Source organism: Skermanella mucosa (assembly GCF_016765655.2).
GTDB lineage: Bacteria > Pseudomonadota > Alphaproteobacteria > Azospirillales > Azospirillaceae > Skermanella > Skermanella mucosa.
The window spans coordinates 1,192,606-1,209,552 of record NZ_CP086106.1 but is presented as its reverse complement, the minus strand read 5'-3'; the positions used below and the strand labels follow the sequence as shown (position 1 = coordinate 1,209,552).

Sequence of the window (16,947 nt, the reverse complement as noted above, 5' to 3'; positions counted from 1 at the left end):
TAAGGGGTAAATGTCGTTCTTTCGGGTTGTGCCGGCGCCGCGGCTTGTTATTCGGCTGCGTCGAAACACGTCATGGGGGCTGCCTGTTGGGGGCATCGTCCGGGTAGCTGCATCACCAGAGCACCCTTATCGAACGCCAAGAGACCAGCCATGAAAACACCATCGCCAGCACTCGCCATGCTCCTGATCGCAGCCGGAACCCTGTCCGCCTGCGCCGGCCTCGATGCCCCGCAGCAGCAGGCGACCAACCCGGCCTTCGAGGCGCGGATCGCCCAGTTGGCCCAGCATCCGTGCAATTCCCACGTCGCGGGCGCCGTCGAGGGAGCCGGGGTCAGGCCAGACGAGATCACCGAGCTCTTCTATACCCGGCAGTTGGACGGCACCAACGACCGGGTCGTCCGCTACACGGCGTGGATGAGGCTGGCCGGGCAGCCTGGCCATCTGGTCGTGGATGCCGACGCCCTGACCTGCCGGGCGATGCAGGTCTATACCCGGAGCGGGGCCGAGGTGGCGGGCGTACCGTCCTTCTGAACCAGGCCTGACTGGAACAGGCCCGGCGTTCCCCAGGACGCCGGCGCGGCATCGCGAAGCCGGTCGCGTGCCTTGTCCCGGCTCGCGCCCAGGAAACGGTTTCCCGGCTCCACGGCGCAAGCCTGATCGTACGCCGCGAGGGCGTCGCCGAAGCGGCCCTGCGCCTCCAGCGCCTGGGCCAGATGCAGGCTGTACTGGGCGCGGTCGGGCGCCAGCCTCAAGGCCAGACGGTGGGCGGCCTCCGCTCTGGCGAAGGCGCCCTCCTCGCGCTCGATGATGCCGATCTCGTCATGGGCGAGGTCGGCATCGGGATAGAGCGCCAGGCAGTGGCCCAGCCGCGCGCGCGCCGCGCGCAGGTTCCCCGCCAGCCGCAGGCGCCGCCCCTCGACCAGGGCTTCGGCGGCGTCGCCCGCCTCAAAGATCCGCCCTTCCAGCGGCAGCAGTGCCGGCAGGCTGCCGTCGCGGACGAAGTCCCGGATCAGCGGCCGCCAGGCCCCGAAGCGGTGGAGCATCGCCGGCACCTCGTGGCCGACGCCGCGCATCGAGCGCAGGCGCATGCCGGGCAGATGGGCGACGCGGCGGGCGCATTCCACGTCGGACGGATCCGATTCGCCGATCACGATGCTGGTCCGCCGGTCGGCCGCCGGCAGGCTCAGGACCGGCAACAGGTCGGCATAGGAGGAAGGCGGCGGCCGCCCGGCCAGGAACCCCCGGCTACGGCTGCCGGGCTGGTCCAGCAGCGTCTCGGGCCCGATCGCCAGCACCCGGTCGGCATTGATCAGCACCCCGAACAGGAGCGCCGCATAGGCTCCCATGGAATTGCCGACGCAGACGACGGTCCTGGGAGCGATCTGCTGCATCAGGATCCGGATGCCGTCGGCCGTCGAGTCGACGTCGTCGCCCAGTCCGGGCACGCCGTCGCGGTACCAGCCGTTGCCGGGAGTATTCACGAACAGCTTGTTGACGGCGATATCGCGGAAGCTGCCGTAGAACGAGAAACGGCCCGGCTGCTCCGACACATGGGAGAAGACGACGGCCAGCACGTCGCTGTCCGGGTTCCGGTCCAGCCGGAACCACTCAACCATGCTGTCCTGGCAGGAGATTTCTGCGTCCAAGATGTCCGGCCCCGTCGTTGCGATGGACCAGATGGTGACCGTAGGGGGTTAAGGGATATCCGTTCCGCCGGTGACAAATCCGTGAGAGACGCGGCAAGTCGCGCGCGCCCTCCCCCACCGCCCGTTCCCGCCTTGCGCCCCGCCGCCGGCCATGCCAGACAATGATGCGACGCAACATGGCCAGACGCCAGGCATGGGAGCCAGACGATGGACGCCGCATCGACACACCGGTACCGGACCGTCTGGATCTCGGACATCCATCTCGGCACCCGCGGATGCCAGGCCGACCGCCTGCTCGATTTCCTGAGGGCGGTCGAGTGCGATACCCTCTACCTGGTCGGCGACGTGATCGATTTCTGGCGGATGCGCCGCGCCCGCTATTGGCCGCAGAGCCACAACGACGTGATCCAGAAGCTGCTGCGCAAGGCCCGCAAGGGCACCCGCGTGATCCTGACGCCGGGCAACCACGACGACATGCTGCGCGGCTACATCGACCACGAGTTCGGCAGCATCCTGGTGGTCGAGGACGCGATCCACGAGACTGCGGACGGAAGGCGCCTGCTGGTGATCCACGGCGACCAGTTCGACAGCGTGGTCGCCCGCGCGCCCTGGCTGGGGCACCTGGGCACCCATGCCAACGCCGCGTCGCAACTGGTGAACCAGTGGTTCAACTGGGGCCGCTCGCGGCTCGGGTATCCCTACTGGTCGCTGTCGGGCTACCTGAAGCACAAGGTTAAGCACCGCGGCAAGTTCATCCACAATTACGAGACGGCGGTCGTCGAGGAGGCCCGGCAGCGCGGCGTGGACGGGGTCGTCTGCGGGCACATCCACTACCCGCAGATCAAGGCGCTGGACGGCATCCTCTATTACAACGACGGCGACTGGGTGGACAACTGCACCGCGCTGGTCGAGCACGACACGGGCGAACTGGAACTGCTCAGGTGGCCCGAGCCGGCGGCCGCGAAGCCGCCGGCCAAGGTCGTCCCGATCGCGTCCTGATCCGGCGGCGCGCCGGTCAGCGGCGCGCCGGCGCGCCGGCCGGAGGAACGTGCTGGTGGGCCCGGATCTCGCCGCTGCGCAGCTTGGCGCGGTAGGCCGCCAGTTCCCGCCGCACGACCGGGGCCAGCAGGTACAGCCCGATCAGGTTGGGCAGCGACATGGCGAAGATCATCGCGTCGGAGAAATCGACCACCGCGCCCAGCTGGAGCGAGGAGCCGATCACGACGAAGACGCAGAACAGCAGCTTGAAGCTGACGTCCGCCGCCCGCGTCTCGCCGAACAGGTAGGTCCAGCTCTTCAGCCCGTAATAGGACCAGCTGATCATGGTCGAGAAGGCGAACAGGATGACCGCCACCGCGAGCACGTAGGGGAACCAGGTGATGGTGCTGCCGAACGCCTGGGAGGTCAGGCTGACGCCGTCGGTATCGGGCGTGCCGTAGGTCCCGGTGATCACGATCACCAGCGCGGTCACGGTGCAGACGATCACGGTGTCGACGAACGGCTCCAGCAGGGCGACATAGCCTTCGGTCACCGGCTCCTTGGTGCGGACCGCGGAATGGGCGATGGCGGCGGAGCCGATGCCCGCCTCGTTGGAGAAGGCCGCCCGCCGGAAGCCCTGGATCAGCACGCCGACGAAGCCGCCCGCCACGCCTTCCGGGCTGAAGGCGCCGGTAAGGATCGCGCCGAGGGCCGCCGGGATGTCCGCCCAGTGGACCAGGATGATGACGAGGCCGGCCAGCACGTAGAGCCCGCACATGAAGGGCACGATCTTCTCCGTCACCCGCACGATGCTGCGGATGCCGCCGATGATCACGATGCCGACCAGGAAGGCGGCGACCAGGCCGAAGATCCAGCCCCGGCCGGCCAGCGGGCTGGCGTCGCCGCCGGTCACGTTGACGAACTGCTGGAACGCCTGGTTGATCTGGAACATGTTGCCGCCGCCGAGCGACCCGCCGACGCACATGATCGCGAAGAACACCGCCAGGAACCGGCCGAACCCGCCCATGCCGCGTTCGGCGAGCCCCTGGCTCAGATAGTACATCGGTCCGCCGGAGACGGTCCCGTCGGCGTTGACGCGGCGGTATTTGACGCCGAGCGTGCATTCCGTGAACTTGGACGTCATGCCGAGCAGGCCGGCCAGGATCATCCAGAAGGTGGCGCCCGGCCCGCCCAGCGACACCGCGATGGCCACGCCCGCGATGTTGCCGAGGCCGACGGTGCCGGACAGCGCCGCCGTCAGCGCCTGGAAGTGGGAGACCTCGCCCCGGTCGTTCGGATCCTCGTAATCGCCCCGGACCAGCCGGAGCGCGTGGCCGAATCCGCGGAAATTGATGAAGCCGAAGTAGAAGGTGAAGAACACCGCGGCGGTGACCAGCCAGACCACGATCAGCGGCAGGTCGGCACCCATCACCGGAATCGAATAGAAGATGACCCCGGCGAAGACGTCGGCGACCGGCCCTATCGCTTCGTTGATGCGGGCATCGATGCCCTGCTCGGGCGCGCCGGCCAGGTCGGCGGCGGTCTGCGCCGCCGCGGGGCCGGCGGCGGCCAAGCCCGCGAACAAGGCCGGAAACAGGGCGCGGCGGAAGGGGGACTTGATCATGGGACCACCGTCACGGGTACCGGAGCGATCTGGACCAGCGCGCCGGCGACGCCGCCGAACAGCAGGCTCGTCACGCGGGACCTGCCCCGGCGGCCGATGAAGACCTGGCAGGCGTTGTTCTCGGCGGCGGCGGAGCACAGTTCCTCGGCGCCGTGCCCGAACCGGATCACCGTCCGGGGCTCCGCCCCCGCCGCCTTGAGGTGATCGCGGAGCGGGTCGAGCAAGCGGGTCTGGGCATCCTCCAGTTCGCGCTCGCGCTGTCGATGCCGCTCGGCGACCTCGGACGGGCTCAGGAATTCATAGCGCGACCACTCGATCACATGGACGAGGAGCAGGTCGGCGCCGGCGCGCGCGGCCTGGTCGGCTGCGAAATCGACGGCGCGGCGGCAGCCATCGCTGCCGTCCACGCCGACCATGAAGAGTTGTCCCATGGTCTTCGGCCCCCCTGCGGGCAGTTTTTGTTCAGATTTCCCTGGGGCAACCACGGCCGTGAGGCTTTGTTCCAAGGAATTATGACAAATCGCCGGATCGGCCGCGACGGGTTCAGCGAAGGACGTCGCGATCGTTCCACAGGTCGATCGGGGGCACCGGCTCGCTGTCGAAGCGGATGCCGACCGAGGTGCCGGAGCGCCCTTCCCCGCAGGCCCCGGTCGAGAGCTGCCCCCGGAGCTGGCGGGTCAGCTGCCTGACCAGCCGGATGCCGAGGCGTCCGTGGCCCTGCTCGAAATCCAGGGGCAGCCCGACGCCGTCGTCCTCGACCCGCAGTTCGACGGGACCGGGGGACCGCCCCTCCAGGATGACGCGGACCGGCCCGCCCGAGATCACGACGCCGCCCTCGTCGGGATAGGCGTACTCGACGGCGTTGGCGATCAGCTCGTTGGCGATCAGGGCCAGGGGCGTCGCCTCGTCGATCGGCAGCTCCATCGGCGTATCGCGGGTGCAGATCACAGGCACGCCCGGCCTGGAAAGGTTGGCGCACAGCCCCTGGAGGAAGGCCGCGAAATCCATCAGGTCGGGCTGGTCGGTCAGGTAGAGCTGCTCGTGGACCTGGGCCACGGCCTCGATCCGCCCGCGGGCCTCGGTGAACTGCTGGAGGGTCCCCGGATCGGTGATCGTGCGGTTCTGCAGGCTGAGCAGGCTGGAGATAAGCTGGAGATTGTTGCGGACGCGGTGATGCACCTCCCGCAGCAGCAGGTCCTTCTGGCGCAGCAGCTGCTCGCGTTCGGCGGCGGTCCTGGCCAGTTCCGCCTGGATGCGCTTCTGGCCGTCGATGTCGGTCGCGGTGCCGAACCAGCGGACGATGCGTCCTCCATGATCCAGCACGGGCATGGCGCGCCCGAGATGCCAGAGGTGGGCGCCGTCGGCGCGGCGAAGCCTGTATTCCGCCTGCCAGGGGCTGGCGGAGGCATGGGCCGCCCGCCAGGATTCGAGCAGCCCGTCGAGATCGTCCGGGTGGACATGGTCGCGCCAGGCTTCGAGGTCGTCGGGCGCCGCTCCGGAATATTCGAACCAGCGGCGATTGAAATACTCGTTTTCGCCATTGGGGCCGGTGATCCAGACGATCTGCGGCAACGCTTCGGCCATGCCGCGCAGCCGCTCCTCGTCGCCTCCCCTCACGCTTCCGCTCCCGCTCCCGCGCGAGCCCTTCTCCGCCAGCGGCGCGCCGGCATGACCCCGCTGTAGGACCAGGCGGGCCGCTCCGGCCGCCAGCAGACCGGAGATCAGCGCACCGGCAAGCCCCGCCACTGTCAGGGGCGGAAAGGCGAACACGACGCTGGGCAGCGGCGCCGCCGGGTTCGCGGTGCCGGGGACGATCGCTCCGGGAAGGGCCGCGTTGTCCACCTGGCCGCCCGGAGCCGGCGCCGGCAGGATGATCCGGGAAGCGGGAACCGGATCGGGCGCCGGCGCCAGGGCCGGCAAGGCCGCCGACAGCAGCAGTCCCGGTATGGCCGCCGCCGCCGCGATCAGCCACAGGCCGTTGCGCAGTCCCATGTCTTCCCCGCCAAGATTTCCCTTATCAGAACACCCGCATCCATCGGTGGTTCAGTGTCCGATGCATTTGTTTCGAAATTCATCCGCGCCGTGTTGCCGCAGCCGGCCGGTCATCCCGAGCCGCCGGTCCACCACAGGGTGGAAAGCGCTATGAAGACGTAACGCCCGACCTTGCCGATCGCGACCAGGACGGTGAAGCGCGCAAGATCGACGCGCAGGGCGCCGGCGACGACCGTCAGGGGATCGCCCACGACGGGGACCCAGGCGAACAGCAGGGACCAGACGCCGTACCGGCCGTACCACCCGACCGCCCTGTCGTAGACGGCGGGCTTGAGCGGAAACCAGCGGTGGTGCCGCAGATGGATCAGGAACCGGCCGAGCAGCCAGTTGAGGACCGACCCCAGCACGTTGCCGGCCGAGGCGGTCGCGACCAGAAGGACGGGGTCGAGCCCGCCGCGCGCCAGCAGGGTCGCCAGCAGGATCTCGGACTGGGCTGGCAGGATCGTCGCGGCCAGCAGGGCCGCCGCGAACAGGCCGGCATAGGCCGGCAAATCGGCGGCCATCGGCCGGACCGCCTCAGGCCGCCGCCGGGGCCGGGACCGGGACCGGGACCGGGACAGACGCCGTGGCCGGGAGACCCCGGGCGAGGGTCCCGCCGGCCGGCATGGACGATACGGCGCCGTCGCTGCTGGTCATCGCTTCAGGGAACTCCAGGACTGCCGGACCGGAACGGTGAGAGGATGCCGCCGGCCCCGGAAGGAACTATGCCGATACATATTCCGATTCCGACGACCTGACATGGGCCCGGTCGACCGACAGGTCAAGTTTCCCGTCCACCACCTCCAGCCTGATGCGGCCGCCGCCGTCGAGATCCCCGAGCAGGAGATGTTCGGCCAACGGCAGCTTGACCGCGCGCTCGACCAGGCGTGCCAGCGGGCGGGCGCCGAGGGCCGGATCGAAGCCCCGCGAGGCCAGCCAATCCAGCGCCTCGGGGCTGACGTCGAGCGCGATGTTGCGGTCGGCGAGCTGCCCCGCGAGCTGGTCCAGGTGCGACCGCGCGATCAGCCTGACGGTGCCGGGCTCCAGCGGCCGGAACTGGACCGTGGCATCCAGGCGGTTGCGGAACTCCGGCGAGAACAGCCGCTGGATCGCCGACGCCGCGGCGTCGGGATCGGCGCCCGGAGCGGACCGCGCGCCGAAGCCGATGGCGGGGCGGGCCATCTCGGCGGCGCCGGCGTTGGTCGTCATGATCAGGACGACGTGGCGGAAGTCGATGGTCCGCCCCGAGCTGTCGGTCAGCCGGCCGGCGTCCATGACCTGGAGCAGCAGGGCGAACAGGTCGGGGTGGGCCTTCTCGATCTCGTCCAGCAGCAGGACGGCATGGGGCGCCTTCGACACCGCCGAGGTCAGCAGCCCTTCCTGGTCGAAGCCGACATAGCCCGGGGGCGCCCCGATCAGGCGGCTGACGGTGTGCCGCTCCATGTATTCCGACATGTCGAAGCGCAGCAGCGGGACGCCGAGCGTCGCGGCCAGCCGGCGCGCGATCTCGGTCTTCCCGACGCCGGTCGGGCCGGCGAACAGGTAGGAGCCCATCGGCTTCTCCGGGTCGCGCAGGCCGGACCGGGCGATCTTGACCGCCGACGCGACCGCCTGGATCGCGGCGTCCTGCCCGAAGACGGACGCCTTGAGGTCGGCTTCGAGGCCGCGGAGCGCCGCCCGTTCGTCCAGCCCGGCGCGGCGGACCGGCATGTTGGCGATGCGCGCAACGACGGTTTCGATGTCGGACGCATCGATCCGCCGGGGCCAGGCCCGGCCGGCGTCGAGCCGGGCCATGGCGCCGGCCTCGTCCAGCACGTCGATCGCCTTGTCCGGCAGGTGCCTGTCGGTGATGTAGCGGGCCGACAGCTCCACCGCGGCGCGGATCGCGTCGGCGCTGTAGATCACGCGGTGGTGGTCGGCATAGCGCTCCGCGACGCCTTCCAGGATGGCGACCGCGTCCTCGACCGAGGGCTCGGCGACGTCGATCTTGCCGAACCGGCGGGCGAGCGCCTGGTCGCGCTCGATATGTTGGCGGTATTCCCGGTAGGTGGTGGCGCCGACGCAGCGCAGCGTCCCCTCGGCCAGGGCCGGCTTGAGCAGGTTGGCGGCGTCCATGGCGCCGCCCGATCCGCCGGCGCCGATGATCGTGTGGATCTCGTCGATGAACAGGACGGCGCCGGGGGTCTTGCCAAGCTCGGTGACGACGGCCTTGACGCGCTCCTCGAAGTCGCCGCGGTAGCGGGTCCCGGCCACCAGGGCGCCCAGGTCCAGCGCGAAGATGCGGGTGCCGGCCAGGGCCTCGGGGGCTTCCCCCTCGACGATCCGCAACGCCAGCCCCTCGGCGATGGCCGTCTTGCCGACGCCCGGCTCGCCGACCAGGATCGGGTTGTTCTTCGTGCGCCGGCAGAGGATCTGGATGGTCCGCCCGATCGCCGCGTCGCGGCCGATCACGGGGTCGATCCGGCCGGCGGCCGCCTTGGCGTTGAGGTCGACGCAGTATGTCGCGAGCGCGCCGTCGGCGGCGGGAGCCTCGGCGGGCGGCGGATCGGAGGCGTCCAGCGCCCGGTGCCGGGACCGGCGGCGCCGGGCCTCGACGTCGCGCTGGACCATGTGCTCGACGATCCGGTCGCGGGTGACGCCGTGGCGCCGCAGGATGGACGCGGCGCCGGCGGTCCGGTCGACCAGCAGCGCCAGCAGCAGGCAGGCGCCGTCGCACGGCGTGTCGGGCTTGAAGCGCTCGGCCCGCTGGATCGTCCGTTCCACCGCGTCGTCGCCCTGGGGCCGCTGCGGGAGGCGCGGCATCAGCCGGTCCATCTCGCGGTGGATCGCCCGGGGATCGGCCTCGCACGCCATCAGGGCGGCGACGGCATCGACATCGCCGGTCAGGGACAGCAGCAGGTGTTCCTGCCCCGGTGCCCCATGGCCATACTGGGCGGCGAGCTGATACGCGTTCCTGACGGACTGCGCGGCGGCGTTGCTGAGCATGGGCTGGCCTCTCCTGTCCTGGTTGGCTGTGCCGGCGGTCCCGCTGGCGCCTTGCGGTCGCGCTCCTGAGCAGGAGTCTTACTTTCGACATAGTGAATCAATTATTAACCATGAGGCCGTTCACGACGGCTTCATCAACCAGCCATTGCTTACCGGTCCGCCGCCGGATCGGCCCGGCGGGACGCCCGGGGAATTTCCGCATCGCCGTCTGGAGGGGGCCGTCGCCTTTTGCGCTGATGACACCGCGGCATGCCCGGCATAAGGGTGGGTGCAAGGCAACATCGATTATCCTCTGGTGCAATCACTCCATTTCGATCAGCAGCAGGTGGGCGAGCATGCTTCTCCCGCGGACGGGCAGTGATCCCGAAGGCCTCGGTTCCATAGACTTTTCGGCCGAGGGGACGGTTGATCAGACCCTTGGCCTCGACGAGGCGGTGACCGCGGCGGAGGCCGCCCTCGGACGGCTCCAGCAGCCGGACGGGCACTGGGTCTTCCCGCTCGAAGCGGATGCCACGATCCCGGCCGAGCATATCCTGCTCCAGCATTTCCTGGACGAGATCGACCCGGAGGTGGAGGCCGGGCTGGCGGCCTTCATCCGTCGCCGCCAGGGCGAGGACGGCGGCTGGCCGCTGTTCCACGGCGGCGCCATGGACGTGAGCTGCTCGGTGAAAGCCTATTTCGCGCTGAAGGCGGCCGGCGACGCGCCCGACGCGCCGCACATGAGGCGGGCGCGGGACGCGATCCTGGCGCATGGCGGCGCCGCCCGCTGCAACGTCTTCACCCGCATCCTGCTGGCGCTGTTCGGCCAGATCCCGTGGCGCGGGGTGCCGGCCATGCCGGTCGAGATCCTGAACCTGCCGGCCTGGTCGCCGATCCACATCTCCCGGATCTCCTACTGGTCGCGGACCGTGGTCGTGCCACTGCTGGTCGTGATGGCGCACAAGCCGAGGGCGCGCAACCCGCGCGGCGTCGGGGTCCCGGAGCTGTTCACGGTGCCGGCCGACCGGGTCGCGGATTGGCATTCGGCGCCCGACGACACGGCGCTGGCCCGGCTGTTCCGCGGGCTGGACAGCTTCCTGATGCTGATCGAGCCGCGCCTGCCCAAGACCGGCCGGCGGACCGCGATCCAGCGCGCCGTGAGCTTCGTGACCGAGCGGCTGAACGGCGAGGACGGGCTGGGCGCGATCTTCCCGGCGATGGTCAACGCGATCCTGATGTATGACTGCCTGGGCTATCCCATCGACCATCCCGACGCGGCGACGGCCCGCCGGGCCATGGACAAGCTGCTGCTGCGCCGGGGCGACGAGATCCTGTGCCAGCCCTGCCTGTCGCCGGTCTGGGACACCTCGCTGGCCTGCCACGCGCTGGCGGAGGCCGGCAGCCCGGCGGCGCGGGCCATGGCCCTGCGGGCGGCCCATTGGCTGGCCGACCGGCAGGTGCTGGACTGCCAGGGCGATTGGAGCTGGCGCCGGCCGGGGGTGCGGCCGGGCGGTTGGCCGTTCCAGTACGCCAACCCCCACTATCCCGACACCGACGACACCGCCGTGGTCGTGATGGCGCTGGACCGGTGCGAGGCGGAGCTGTTCACCACGGCGATCGACCGCGGGCGCGAGTGGATCGAGGGGCTTCAGAGCACCAACGGCGGCTGGGGCGCGTTCGACGCCGACAACAACAGCCATTACCTGAACTACATCCCCTTCGCCGACCACGGCGCCCTGCTGGACCCGCCGACGGTGGACGTGACGGCGCGCTGCATCGGGATGCTGGCCCAGCTCGGGCTCGACCGGGACCACCCGGCCGTCGCGACCGGGATCGACTTCATCCGGCGGGAGCAGGAACCGAACGGCTCCTGGTTCGGCCGCTGGGGCACCAACTATATCTACGGCACCTGGTCGGCCCTGTGCGGGTTGAACGCGGCCGGCATCCGGGCGGACGATCCGATGGTGCGGCGGGCGGCCGAATGGCTGGCGTCCCGCCAGAACCCGGACGGCGGCTGGGGCGAAGGCGGGGTTTCCTACTGGCCCGACCGCATCGCCGAGGACAGGTGCCCGAGCACGGCGTCGCAGACGGCCTGGGCGCTGCTCGGCCTGATGGCGGCGGGCGAGGTGCGGAGCACGGCGGTGGCGCGGGGTGTCCGCTACCTGCTCGACACCCGCAACGCCGAGGGGCTGTGGGACGAGGAGGACTTCACGGCGGTCGGCTTCCCGCGGGTCTTCTACCTGCGCTATCATGGCTATGCCGCGATCTTCCCGCTGTGGGCGCTGGCCCGTTACCGCGGCCTGATCCAGGAACGCCGCACGACGGTGCCCTGGGGGCTGTGAGGGGCGCGTTGCGGCGCCGCGGTCGGGCGCGTGGTCGGTCGAAACGAACGTGATCTTCACCGCGGGGCGGGGATTCAGGCGACGGCCGGCACCCGGAGGGGCGGCACCGGCGCCGAGAGGGAGGTGGAGCCGAACAGGGCCGCCGTCTTGGGGGAGGTCACTGTTTTTCGGGCCGAAAGGTCACTATTCCGCTTGGCGGCCGGCGGGACGGCGGGCTTGCCGGCGGGTTTCGCCGCCTCCGGCGCGGGCGGCTGCGCGGCCTCGGGGTAATCGGCATCTTCCGGGGGACAGTCCAGGTTCTCCAGGTCGGCGTCGGGGTGCGGCCTGTCGCCGCCCAGGTAATGGTGCGGGATGCGCTTGTCCTGGATCACGCCGCGGAGCTTCAGGCCAAGCTCCACCGCGCGCATCGCCAGCCCGAGGCTCTTGCGCTCCAGCGCCTCCCCCGCGATGGTCTCCACCAGTTCGGCGGCGCGGTCCAGGGCGGACTTGTGGACGTCCCGCCGGTCGGTGCGGAGCTGGTCGATGCGGACGCGGATTTCCGGCTGGCCCATCAGCACGGCGGCACGCTGCTTGGCCCCCTTGGGCGAGTACCCCGCCTGCCGCGCCGCCTCCGCCCCGCCGACGCCGCAGGCCATGGCTTGGCAGAAGGCTTCCTGGCGCGGGGTCAGGACGATCACGGGCGGGACGGATGCGGCTTGCGTGGGGGATTGGTGGTCGAGCATGGCTGGAGCGCCTTGGCCGGATGGGAACAATTCGGGAACATTAAGTCGATTTCGCGGGGAATGCAAGAATGGTCGGAGGGTGCGCGTCCCGCGCACCTTGGGCGGCGGGACGCCGCCCCTCCGCTTGGTCGGCCGGAGCCGGACTCTGGAGGCACCGTCCATGGAGGCCACCCATGCGCACGCTCGGCAAGCTTATGGTCATCTGGGGACTGCTGTTACCGCTGATCCTCCTGCCTTCGGCCGGCAGCGGATCGCAGCGCTTCATGCCCGTGTCCGACGTGCATTTTGGCCCGCTGCTGGCCTTGCTGGCGTCCGCTTCCGGGTCGGGCGCGGGGCGGTGATCCTGTTCGGTCCGCTTAGGGGCCGCACCCCCTCACCCTGACCCTCTCCCCCAGGGGGGAGAGGGGATTTTCAGGCGGGGGAGAGAGGGATTTTGGGCAGGGGCGAAGCTGGTGGCGGCAGGGGTTAGGCTGCGGCACGGAGCAAGGTCCCCTCGCCCCCTTGGGGGAGAGGGTCAGGGTGAGGGGGTCGGGCGACGGCCCCGTGTCGAGAGCAACGGAATTCCACGGAAAGCAAAAAGCGCCTCAGCGCTTCGGGCCGGTCTCCTCCAGCGCCTTCTCGACGTGGCGGGAGAAGACGTATTCGGCCGGGCGCTGGCGGTCGAGGGGGATTTCCGGGGCCATGCCGCCGTCTGTGCGGACGCCGTGACGGGCGACGCGGAACGCCTTCAGAGGATTGCGGACGGAGTCGGCGACGGCGGTCGCCTCGTAGCCGCTGTGGACCATGCAGTCGGCGCATTTCTCGTAGTTGCCGGTGCCGTAGGCGTCCCAGTCGGTTTCATCCATCAGCTCGCGCCAGGTCGTGGCGTAGCCTTCCCCGAGCAGGTAGCAGGGGCGCTGCCAGCCGAAGACGTTGCGGGTCGGGTTGCCCCAGGGGCTGCACCGGTAGCTCTGGTTGCCGGCCAGGAAGTCCAGGAACAGGGACGACTGGTTGAACGCCCAGCGCCTGCCCCGCCCTGCCTGGAAGATGTCGCGGAAGAGCTGCTTGGTGCGCCGGCGGGTCAGGAAATGGGCCTGGTCGGGTGCTCGCTCGTAGGCGTATCCGGGCGAGACCGTGATGCCGTCGATGCCGGCTTCCATGGCCTCGTCGAAGAAGGCGGCGACCCGCACGGGATCGGTGCCGTCGAACAGGGTGCAGTTGATGTTGACGCGGAAGCCGCGCTTCTTGGCCTCCCGGATCGCCGCGACGGCGCGGTCGTAGACGCCGGCCTGGCAGACCGAGGCGTCGTGCTCGGCCCGGCTGCCGTCGAGATGGACCGACCAGGTGAAGAAGGGGCCGGGCTTGAAGCGGTCCAGCCGCTTTTCCATCAGCAGCGCGTTGGTGCAGAGATAGACGAAGCGCCGCTGGGCGATCAGCCCGTCCACGATCCGGTCGATCTCGGCGTGGAGCAGCGGCTCGCCGCCGGCGATCGAGACGACCGGCGCGCCGCATTCGCGCGCCGCCTCCAGGCAGTCTTCCACGCTGAGGCGGCGGTTGAGCAGCGGGTCGGGATAGTCGATCTTGCCGCAGCCGGCGCAGGCGAGATTGCAGCGGAACAGCGGCTCCAGCATCAGCACCAGCGGGTACCGCTTGACGCCGCGCAGGTGGCGGCCGACGACATAGGCGCCGACCATCGCGGTTTGGAGCAGGGGGACTGCCATCGTCGGCTCACTTCCTGTTCAGGTCTTCATGCCGGATCGGCATGTCGGATCGATGCCGGGGGAGCGGGCCGGGGCCGGCCGCCTCCAGCTCGGCGGGCAGGCGGAAACGCAGGGTTTCCTCTATGCCGGGAAGCGTCATGACCCGCAGCATCGTAAGCCGGGACAGCGCGGCCAGCACCTCCTGGACCAGGTCCTCCGGCGCCGAGGCGCCCGCCGTGACGCCGACCGAGGATACCCCCTCGAGCCAGGCCGGGTCGAGCGCCGAGGCATCGTCGATCAGGTGGGCGGGGACGCCGGCATCCTGGGCGATCTCGCGCAGCCGGTTGGAGTTGGAGCTGTTCGCCGCCCCGACCACCAGCACCAGGTCGACCAGCGGGGCAAGGCTCAGCACGGCGCGCTGGCGGTTCTGGGTGGCGTAGCAGATGTCGTTGGTGTCGGGGCCGACGATGGCGGGGAAGCGGGCCTTGAGCGCCTCGATGATGCTTCGGGTGTCGTCGATGCTGAGCGTCGTCTGGGTGATATAGGCGACCCGGCCGGGATCGGAGACTTCAAGCCCGGCGACATCCTCGACCGAGCCGACGAGATGGACCGGCCCCTTGAGCCGTCCCAGGGTTCCCTCGACCTCCGCATGGCCGGCATGGCCGATCAGCACGACGTCCCGCCCCTGGCGGGAATAGCGGGCACCTTCCAGGTGGACGCGGGCGACCAGGGGGCAGGTCGCGTCGATGATGTGGAGGCCGCGCGCCCGGGCCGCCTCGTCCACCGAGGTCGAGACGCCGTGCGCGCTGAAGATCGTGACGCCGCCGGGCGGCACCTCGTCCACCTCGTCCACGAACCGCACGCCCTTGGCCCTGAGCCGTTCGACCACATGGCCGTTGTGGACGATCTCGTGCCGGACATAGACGGGAGGGCCGTAGAGCGCGAGCGCCCGTTCCACGATCTCGATCGCCCGCTCGACGCCGGCGCAGAAACCGCGGGGCTGGGCCAGGATCACCTGCATGAGCGCGTCCTTCGGTCGTTTCCGGGCCGGTCGTGTCCGGGCCGGTCGCTTCCGGGGCCGGCCCTGTCCGGGGACGGCGGTCCCCGGACGATCCAGGCTATATCGGAAGGGAAAAATCGGGCAAACGCGCATTTGGAGCAGTGCGCGCGGTCCGAACCTCCACACGATCTGTTGAACGGGCGTGATGGGATCGAAGGCGACAGGGGATTCATGCCGTTCAGCGAAGTGGATGTGGTGGTGGTCGGCGCCGGGGCCGCCGGCCTGGCGGCGGCGCGTGAACTGGGCCGCCGGGGGATCTCGGCGGTGGTGATCGAGGCGCGCGGCCGGCTGGGAGGCCGCGCCCACACCGTCCTGTCCGACGGCGGCCATCCCGCCGACCTGGGCTGCGGCTGGCTGCATTCCGCCGACCGAAACCCGTGGTGCGGGATCGCCGAGGGGCTGGGGCTGGAGATCGACCGCACCCCGCCGGACTGGGGCCAGGGCGCCGTCGGGCGCCGGCTGGGCCGGGAGGCCATGGCCGACTGGGCGGAGGCGATGGCACGGCTCTGGGACCTGATCGACCGCGTCGGCGATGGCGGACCCGATGGTGGCCCGGACCGCAGCGTCGCCGACCTGCTGCCCGCCGGGGACCGTTGGCTGCCCCGCTTCGAGGCGGTCATCGGCTATATCTCCGGCGCCGAGCCGGGGGCGCTGTCGGCGGTGGACCTGATGCGCTACGCCGATACCGGCGTCAATTGGCGGGTGGCGTCGGGCTACGGCACGCTGGTGGCGCGGGCCGGGGCCGGCGTCCCGGTTTCGCTCGACACGCCGGTGACGTCGATAGACATGACCGGGCCGCGGGTCGTGCTGACCACGCCCAAGGGCGAGCTGTGCGGGCGGGCCGTGATCCTGACCGTCCCGCCCCCGCTGCTGGACGGCGAGGCGATCCGCTTCACGCCGCCGCTGCCGCCGGAAAAGACCGAGGCGGCCCGCGCCCTGCCCATGGGCCATGTGGCGAAGCTGTTCCTGGAACTCGCCGAGGGGAGCGGCCGACCCTGGGACCTGGAGCCCGACACGCAGGTGCCCGGCGCCCTGGACCGCGCGCGGACCGGGCTGTACCACCTGGAGCCGCTCGGCCGGCCGCTGGTCGAGGCCTATTACGGCGGCGCCCTGGCGCTCGACCTGGAGCGCGCCGGCGCCGGGGCGATGGAGGATTTCGCGGTCGGGGAGCTGTGCGGCCTGTTCGGATCCTCGGTCCGCCGGCAGCTGAAGCCGGTGGCGGCGTCGGCCTGGGCGGCGGACCCGTGGTCGCGGGGCGCCTATTCCTACGCGGTGCCGGGCGGCGCCGACCGCCGCGCCGACCTCGTGCTGCCGATCGACGGGCGCCTGTTCTTCGCGGGGGAGGCCTGCTCGCGGGGGTCCTACTCCACCGCGCACGGCGCCTACCTCACCGGCATCGACGCCGCCGTGGCGGCGGCCGCCGTCATTCGGCCGGACGGATCACGCCCTTGACCAGGATGATGTTGCCGTAGAGCCGCCGTTCGCCGGTGGCGATCACGGCATAGGCGCCGCGCGCCCGTTCGTAGAAGGCGAAGCGGTCCATCCCCAGGATCTCGACCTCCCTGCCCTCCGCTTGGTCGGCCAGCGCCTGGAACTCGTCCAGGATCGGCGGCCACTCGGTTCCGGGAGTCATGACGGCGGCCGGCGTCTCGACGAAGTCGTCGAGCGGCAGCAGCGACAGCACCGCCTTGAGCGTCGCGGTGGCCGTGATGCCGTCCAGCCGGACCAGCCGCCTGGCGTTGGCCGCCGCGGGATAATTCGCGTCGACGATGGCGAGTTCGTCGCCGTGCCCCATATCGGCGAGGATCTGGAGCAGCGCTCCGTTGAGCAGCGGATCGATTGTCTTCAGCATGGGTTTCTTATTCCTGCCCTGATGCGGCCCGGCGCCCCGGCTGGGGAGT

The 16,947-nt window shown here is 70.6% G+C and carries 15 protein-coding genes; 5 read left to right on the top strand and 10 right to left on the bottom strand.

The features are described 5' to 3' along the window. Window positions 1-150: 150 nt before the first annotated feature. Window positions 151-531 (top strand): hypothetical protein, encoded by a 381-nt coding sequence (locus JL100_RS05575; RefSeq protein WP_202682108.1) that lies wholly within the window; start codon window positions 151-153, stop codon window positions 529-531. Here the strand turns inward: JL100_RS05575 and JL100_RS05570 are convergent. Next, complete coding sequence (locus JL100_RS05570) at window positions 486-1,616, bottom strand: alpha/beta fold hydrolase (RefSeq protein ID WP_202682109.1); 1,131 nt, start codon at window positions 1,614-1,616, stop codon at window positions 486-488. The genes JL100_RS05575 and JL100_RS05570 overlap by 46 nt on opposite strands. A gap of 237 nt (window positions 1,617-1,853) precedes the next feature. On the opposite strand from JL100_RS05570, the gene JL100_RS05565 reads away from it, so the two are divergent. Continuing rightward, complete coding sequence (locus JL100_RS05565) at window positions 1,854-2,645, top strand: UDP-2,3-diacylglucosamine diphosphatase (protein WP_202682110.1); 792 nt, start codon at window positions 1,854-1,856, stop codon at window positions 2,643-2,645. A gap of 16 nt (window positions 2,646-2,661) precedes the next feature. On the opposite strand, the gene JL100_RS05560 is transcribed toward JL100_RS05565, so the two are convergent. The 5 genes from JL100_RS05560 to JL100_RS05540 form a co-directional block, all read right to left on the bottom strand. Then, on the bottom strand, window positions 2,662-4,248 hold the full coding sequence (locus JL100_RS05560) for an alanine/glycine:cation symporter family protein (protein ID WP_202682111.1): 1,587 nt from the start codon (window positions 4,246-4,248) through the stop codon (window positions 2,662-2,664). Further along, a complete protein-coding gene (locus tag JL100_RS05555) occupies window positions 4,245-4,679 on the bottom strand; it encodes a universal stress protein (protein ID WP_202682112.1) in 435 nt (144 codons plus the stop codon). The genes JL100_RS05560 and JL100_RS05555 overlap by 4 nt, the downstream gene beginning before the upstream one ends. A 112-nt stretch (window positions 4,680-4,791) precedes the next feature. Then, window positions 4,792-6,240, bottom strand: a complete 1,449-nt coding sequence (locus JL100_RS05550; RefSeq protein WP_202682113.1) for a sensor histidine kinase — start codon at window positions 6,238-6,240, stop codon at window positions 4,792-4,794. A gap of 110 nt (window positions 6,241-6,350) precedes the next feature. Further along, window positions 6,351-6,803, bottom strand: coding sequence for a YqaA family protein (locus JL100_RS05545; protein ID WP_202682114.1), 453 nt, complete (start codon window positions 6,801-6,803; stop codon window positions 6,351-6,353). Window positions 6,804-7,002: 199 nt separating this feature from the next. After that, complete coding sequence (locus tag JL100_RS05540) at window positions 7,003-9,264, bottom strand: AAA family ATPase (RefSeq protein WP_228421087.1); 2,262 nt, start codon at window positions 9,262-9,264, stop codon at window positions 7,003-7,005. Window positions 9,265-9,599: 335 nt separating this feature from the next. On the opposite strand from JL100_RS05540, the gene shc reads away from it, so the two are divergent. Further along, on the top strand, window positions 9,600-11,585 hold the full coding sequence (shc, locus tag JL100_RS05535; RefSeq protein ID WP_202682115.1) for a squalene--hopene cyclase: 1,986 nt from the start codon (window positions 9,600-9,602) through the stop codon (window positions 11,583-11,585). A 74-nt stretch (window positions 11,586-11,659) separates the two neighbouring features. Here shc and JL100_RS05530 read toward each other — a convergent pair whose 3' ends face one another. Continuing rightward, window positions 11,660-12,307 carry a terminase small subunit gene (locus tag JL100_RS05530; protein WP_202682116.1) on the bottom strand — a complete coding sequence of 216 codons (648 nt, stop codon included), beginning with the start codon at window positions 12,305-12,307 and terminating at the stop codon, window positions 11,660-11,662. 173 nt (window positions 12,308-12,480) lie between these two features. Between JL100_RS05530 and JL100_RS05525 the strand changes: the two genes are divergently transcribed. Next, a complete protein-coding gene (locus tag JL100_RS05525; RefSeq protein ID WP_202682117.1) occupies window positions 12,481-12,648 on the top strand; it encodes a hypothetical protein in 168 nt (55 codons plus the stop codon). Window positions 12,649-12,891: 243 nt separating this feature from the next. Here JL100_RS05525 and hpnH read toward each other — a convergent pair whose 3' ends face one another. Further along, window positions 12,892-14,007 (bottom strand): adenosyl-hopene transferase HpnH, encoded by a 1,116-nt coding sequence (gene hpnH, locus JL100_RS05520; protein ID WP_202682118.1) that lies wholly within the window; start codon window positions 14,005-14,007, stop codon window positions 12,892-12,894. Window positions 14,008-14,014: 7 nt separating this feature from the next. After that, a complete protein-coding gene (gene ispH, locus JL100_RS05515; protein WP_202682119.1) occupies window positions 14,015-15,007 on the bottom strand; it encodes a 4-hydroxy-3-methylbut-2-enyl diphosphate reductase in 993 nt (330 codons plus the stop codon). Window positions 15,008-15,217: 210 nt separating this feature from the next. Here ispH and JL100_RS05510 point away from each other — a divergent pair, with 210 nt between their 5' ends. Continuing rightward, on the top strand, window positions 15,218-16,498 hold the full coding sequence (locus JL100_RS05510) for a flavin monoamine oxidase family protein (protein WP_202682120.1): 1,281 nt from the start codon (window positions 15,218-15,220) through the stop codon (window positions 16,496-16,498). On the opposite strand, the gene JL100_RS05505 is transcribed toward JL100_RS05510, so the two are convergent. Next, on the bottom strand, window positions 16,470-16,898 hold the full coding sequence (locus JL100_RS05505) for an RbsD/FucU family protein (protein WP_202682121.1): 429 nt from the start codon (window positions 16,896-16,898) through the stop codon (window positions 16,470-16,472). The two genes, JL100_RS05510 and JL100_RS05505, sit on opposite strands and share 29 nt — an antisense overlap. Between the last annotated feature and the right edge of the window lie 49 nt (window positions 16,899-16,947).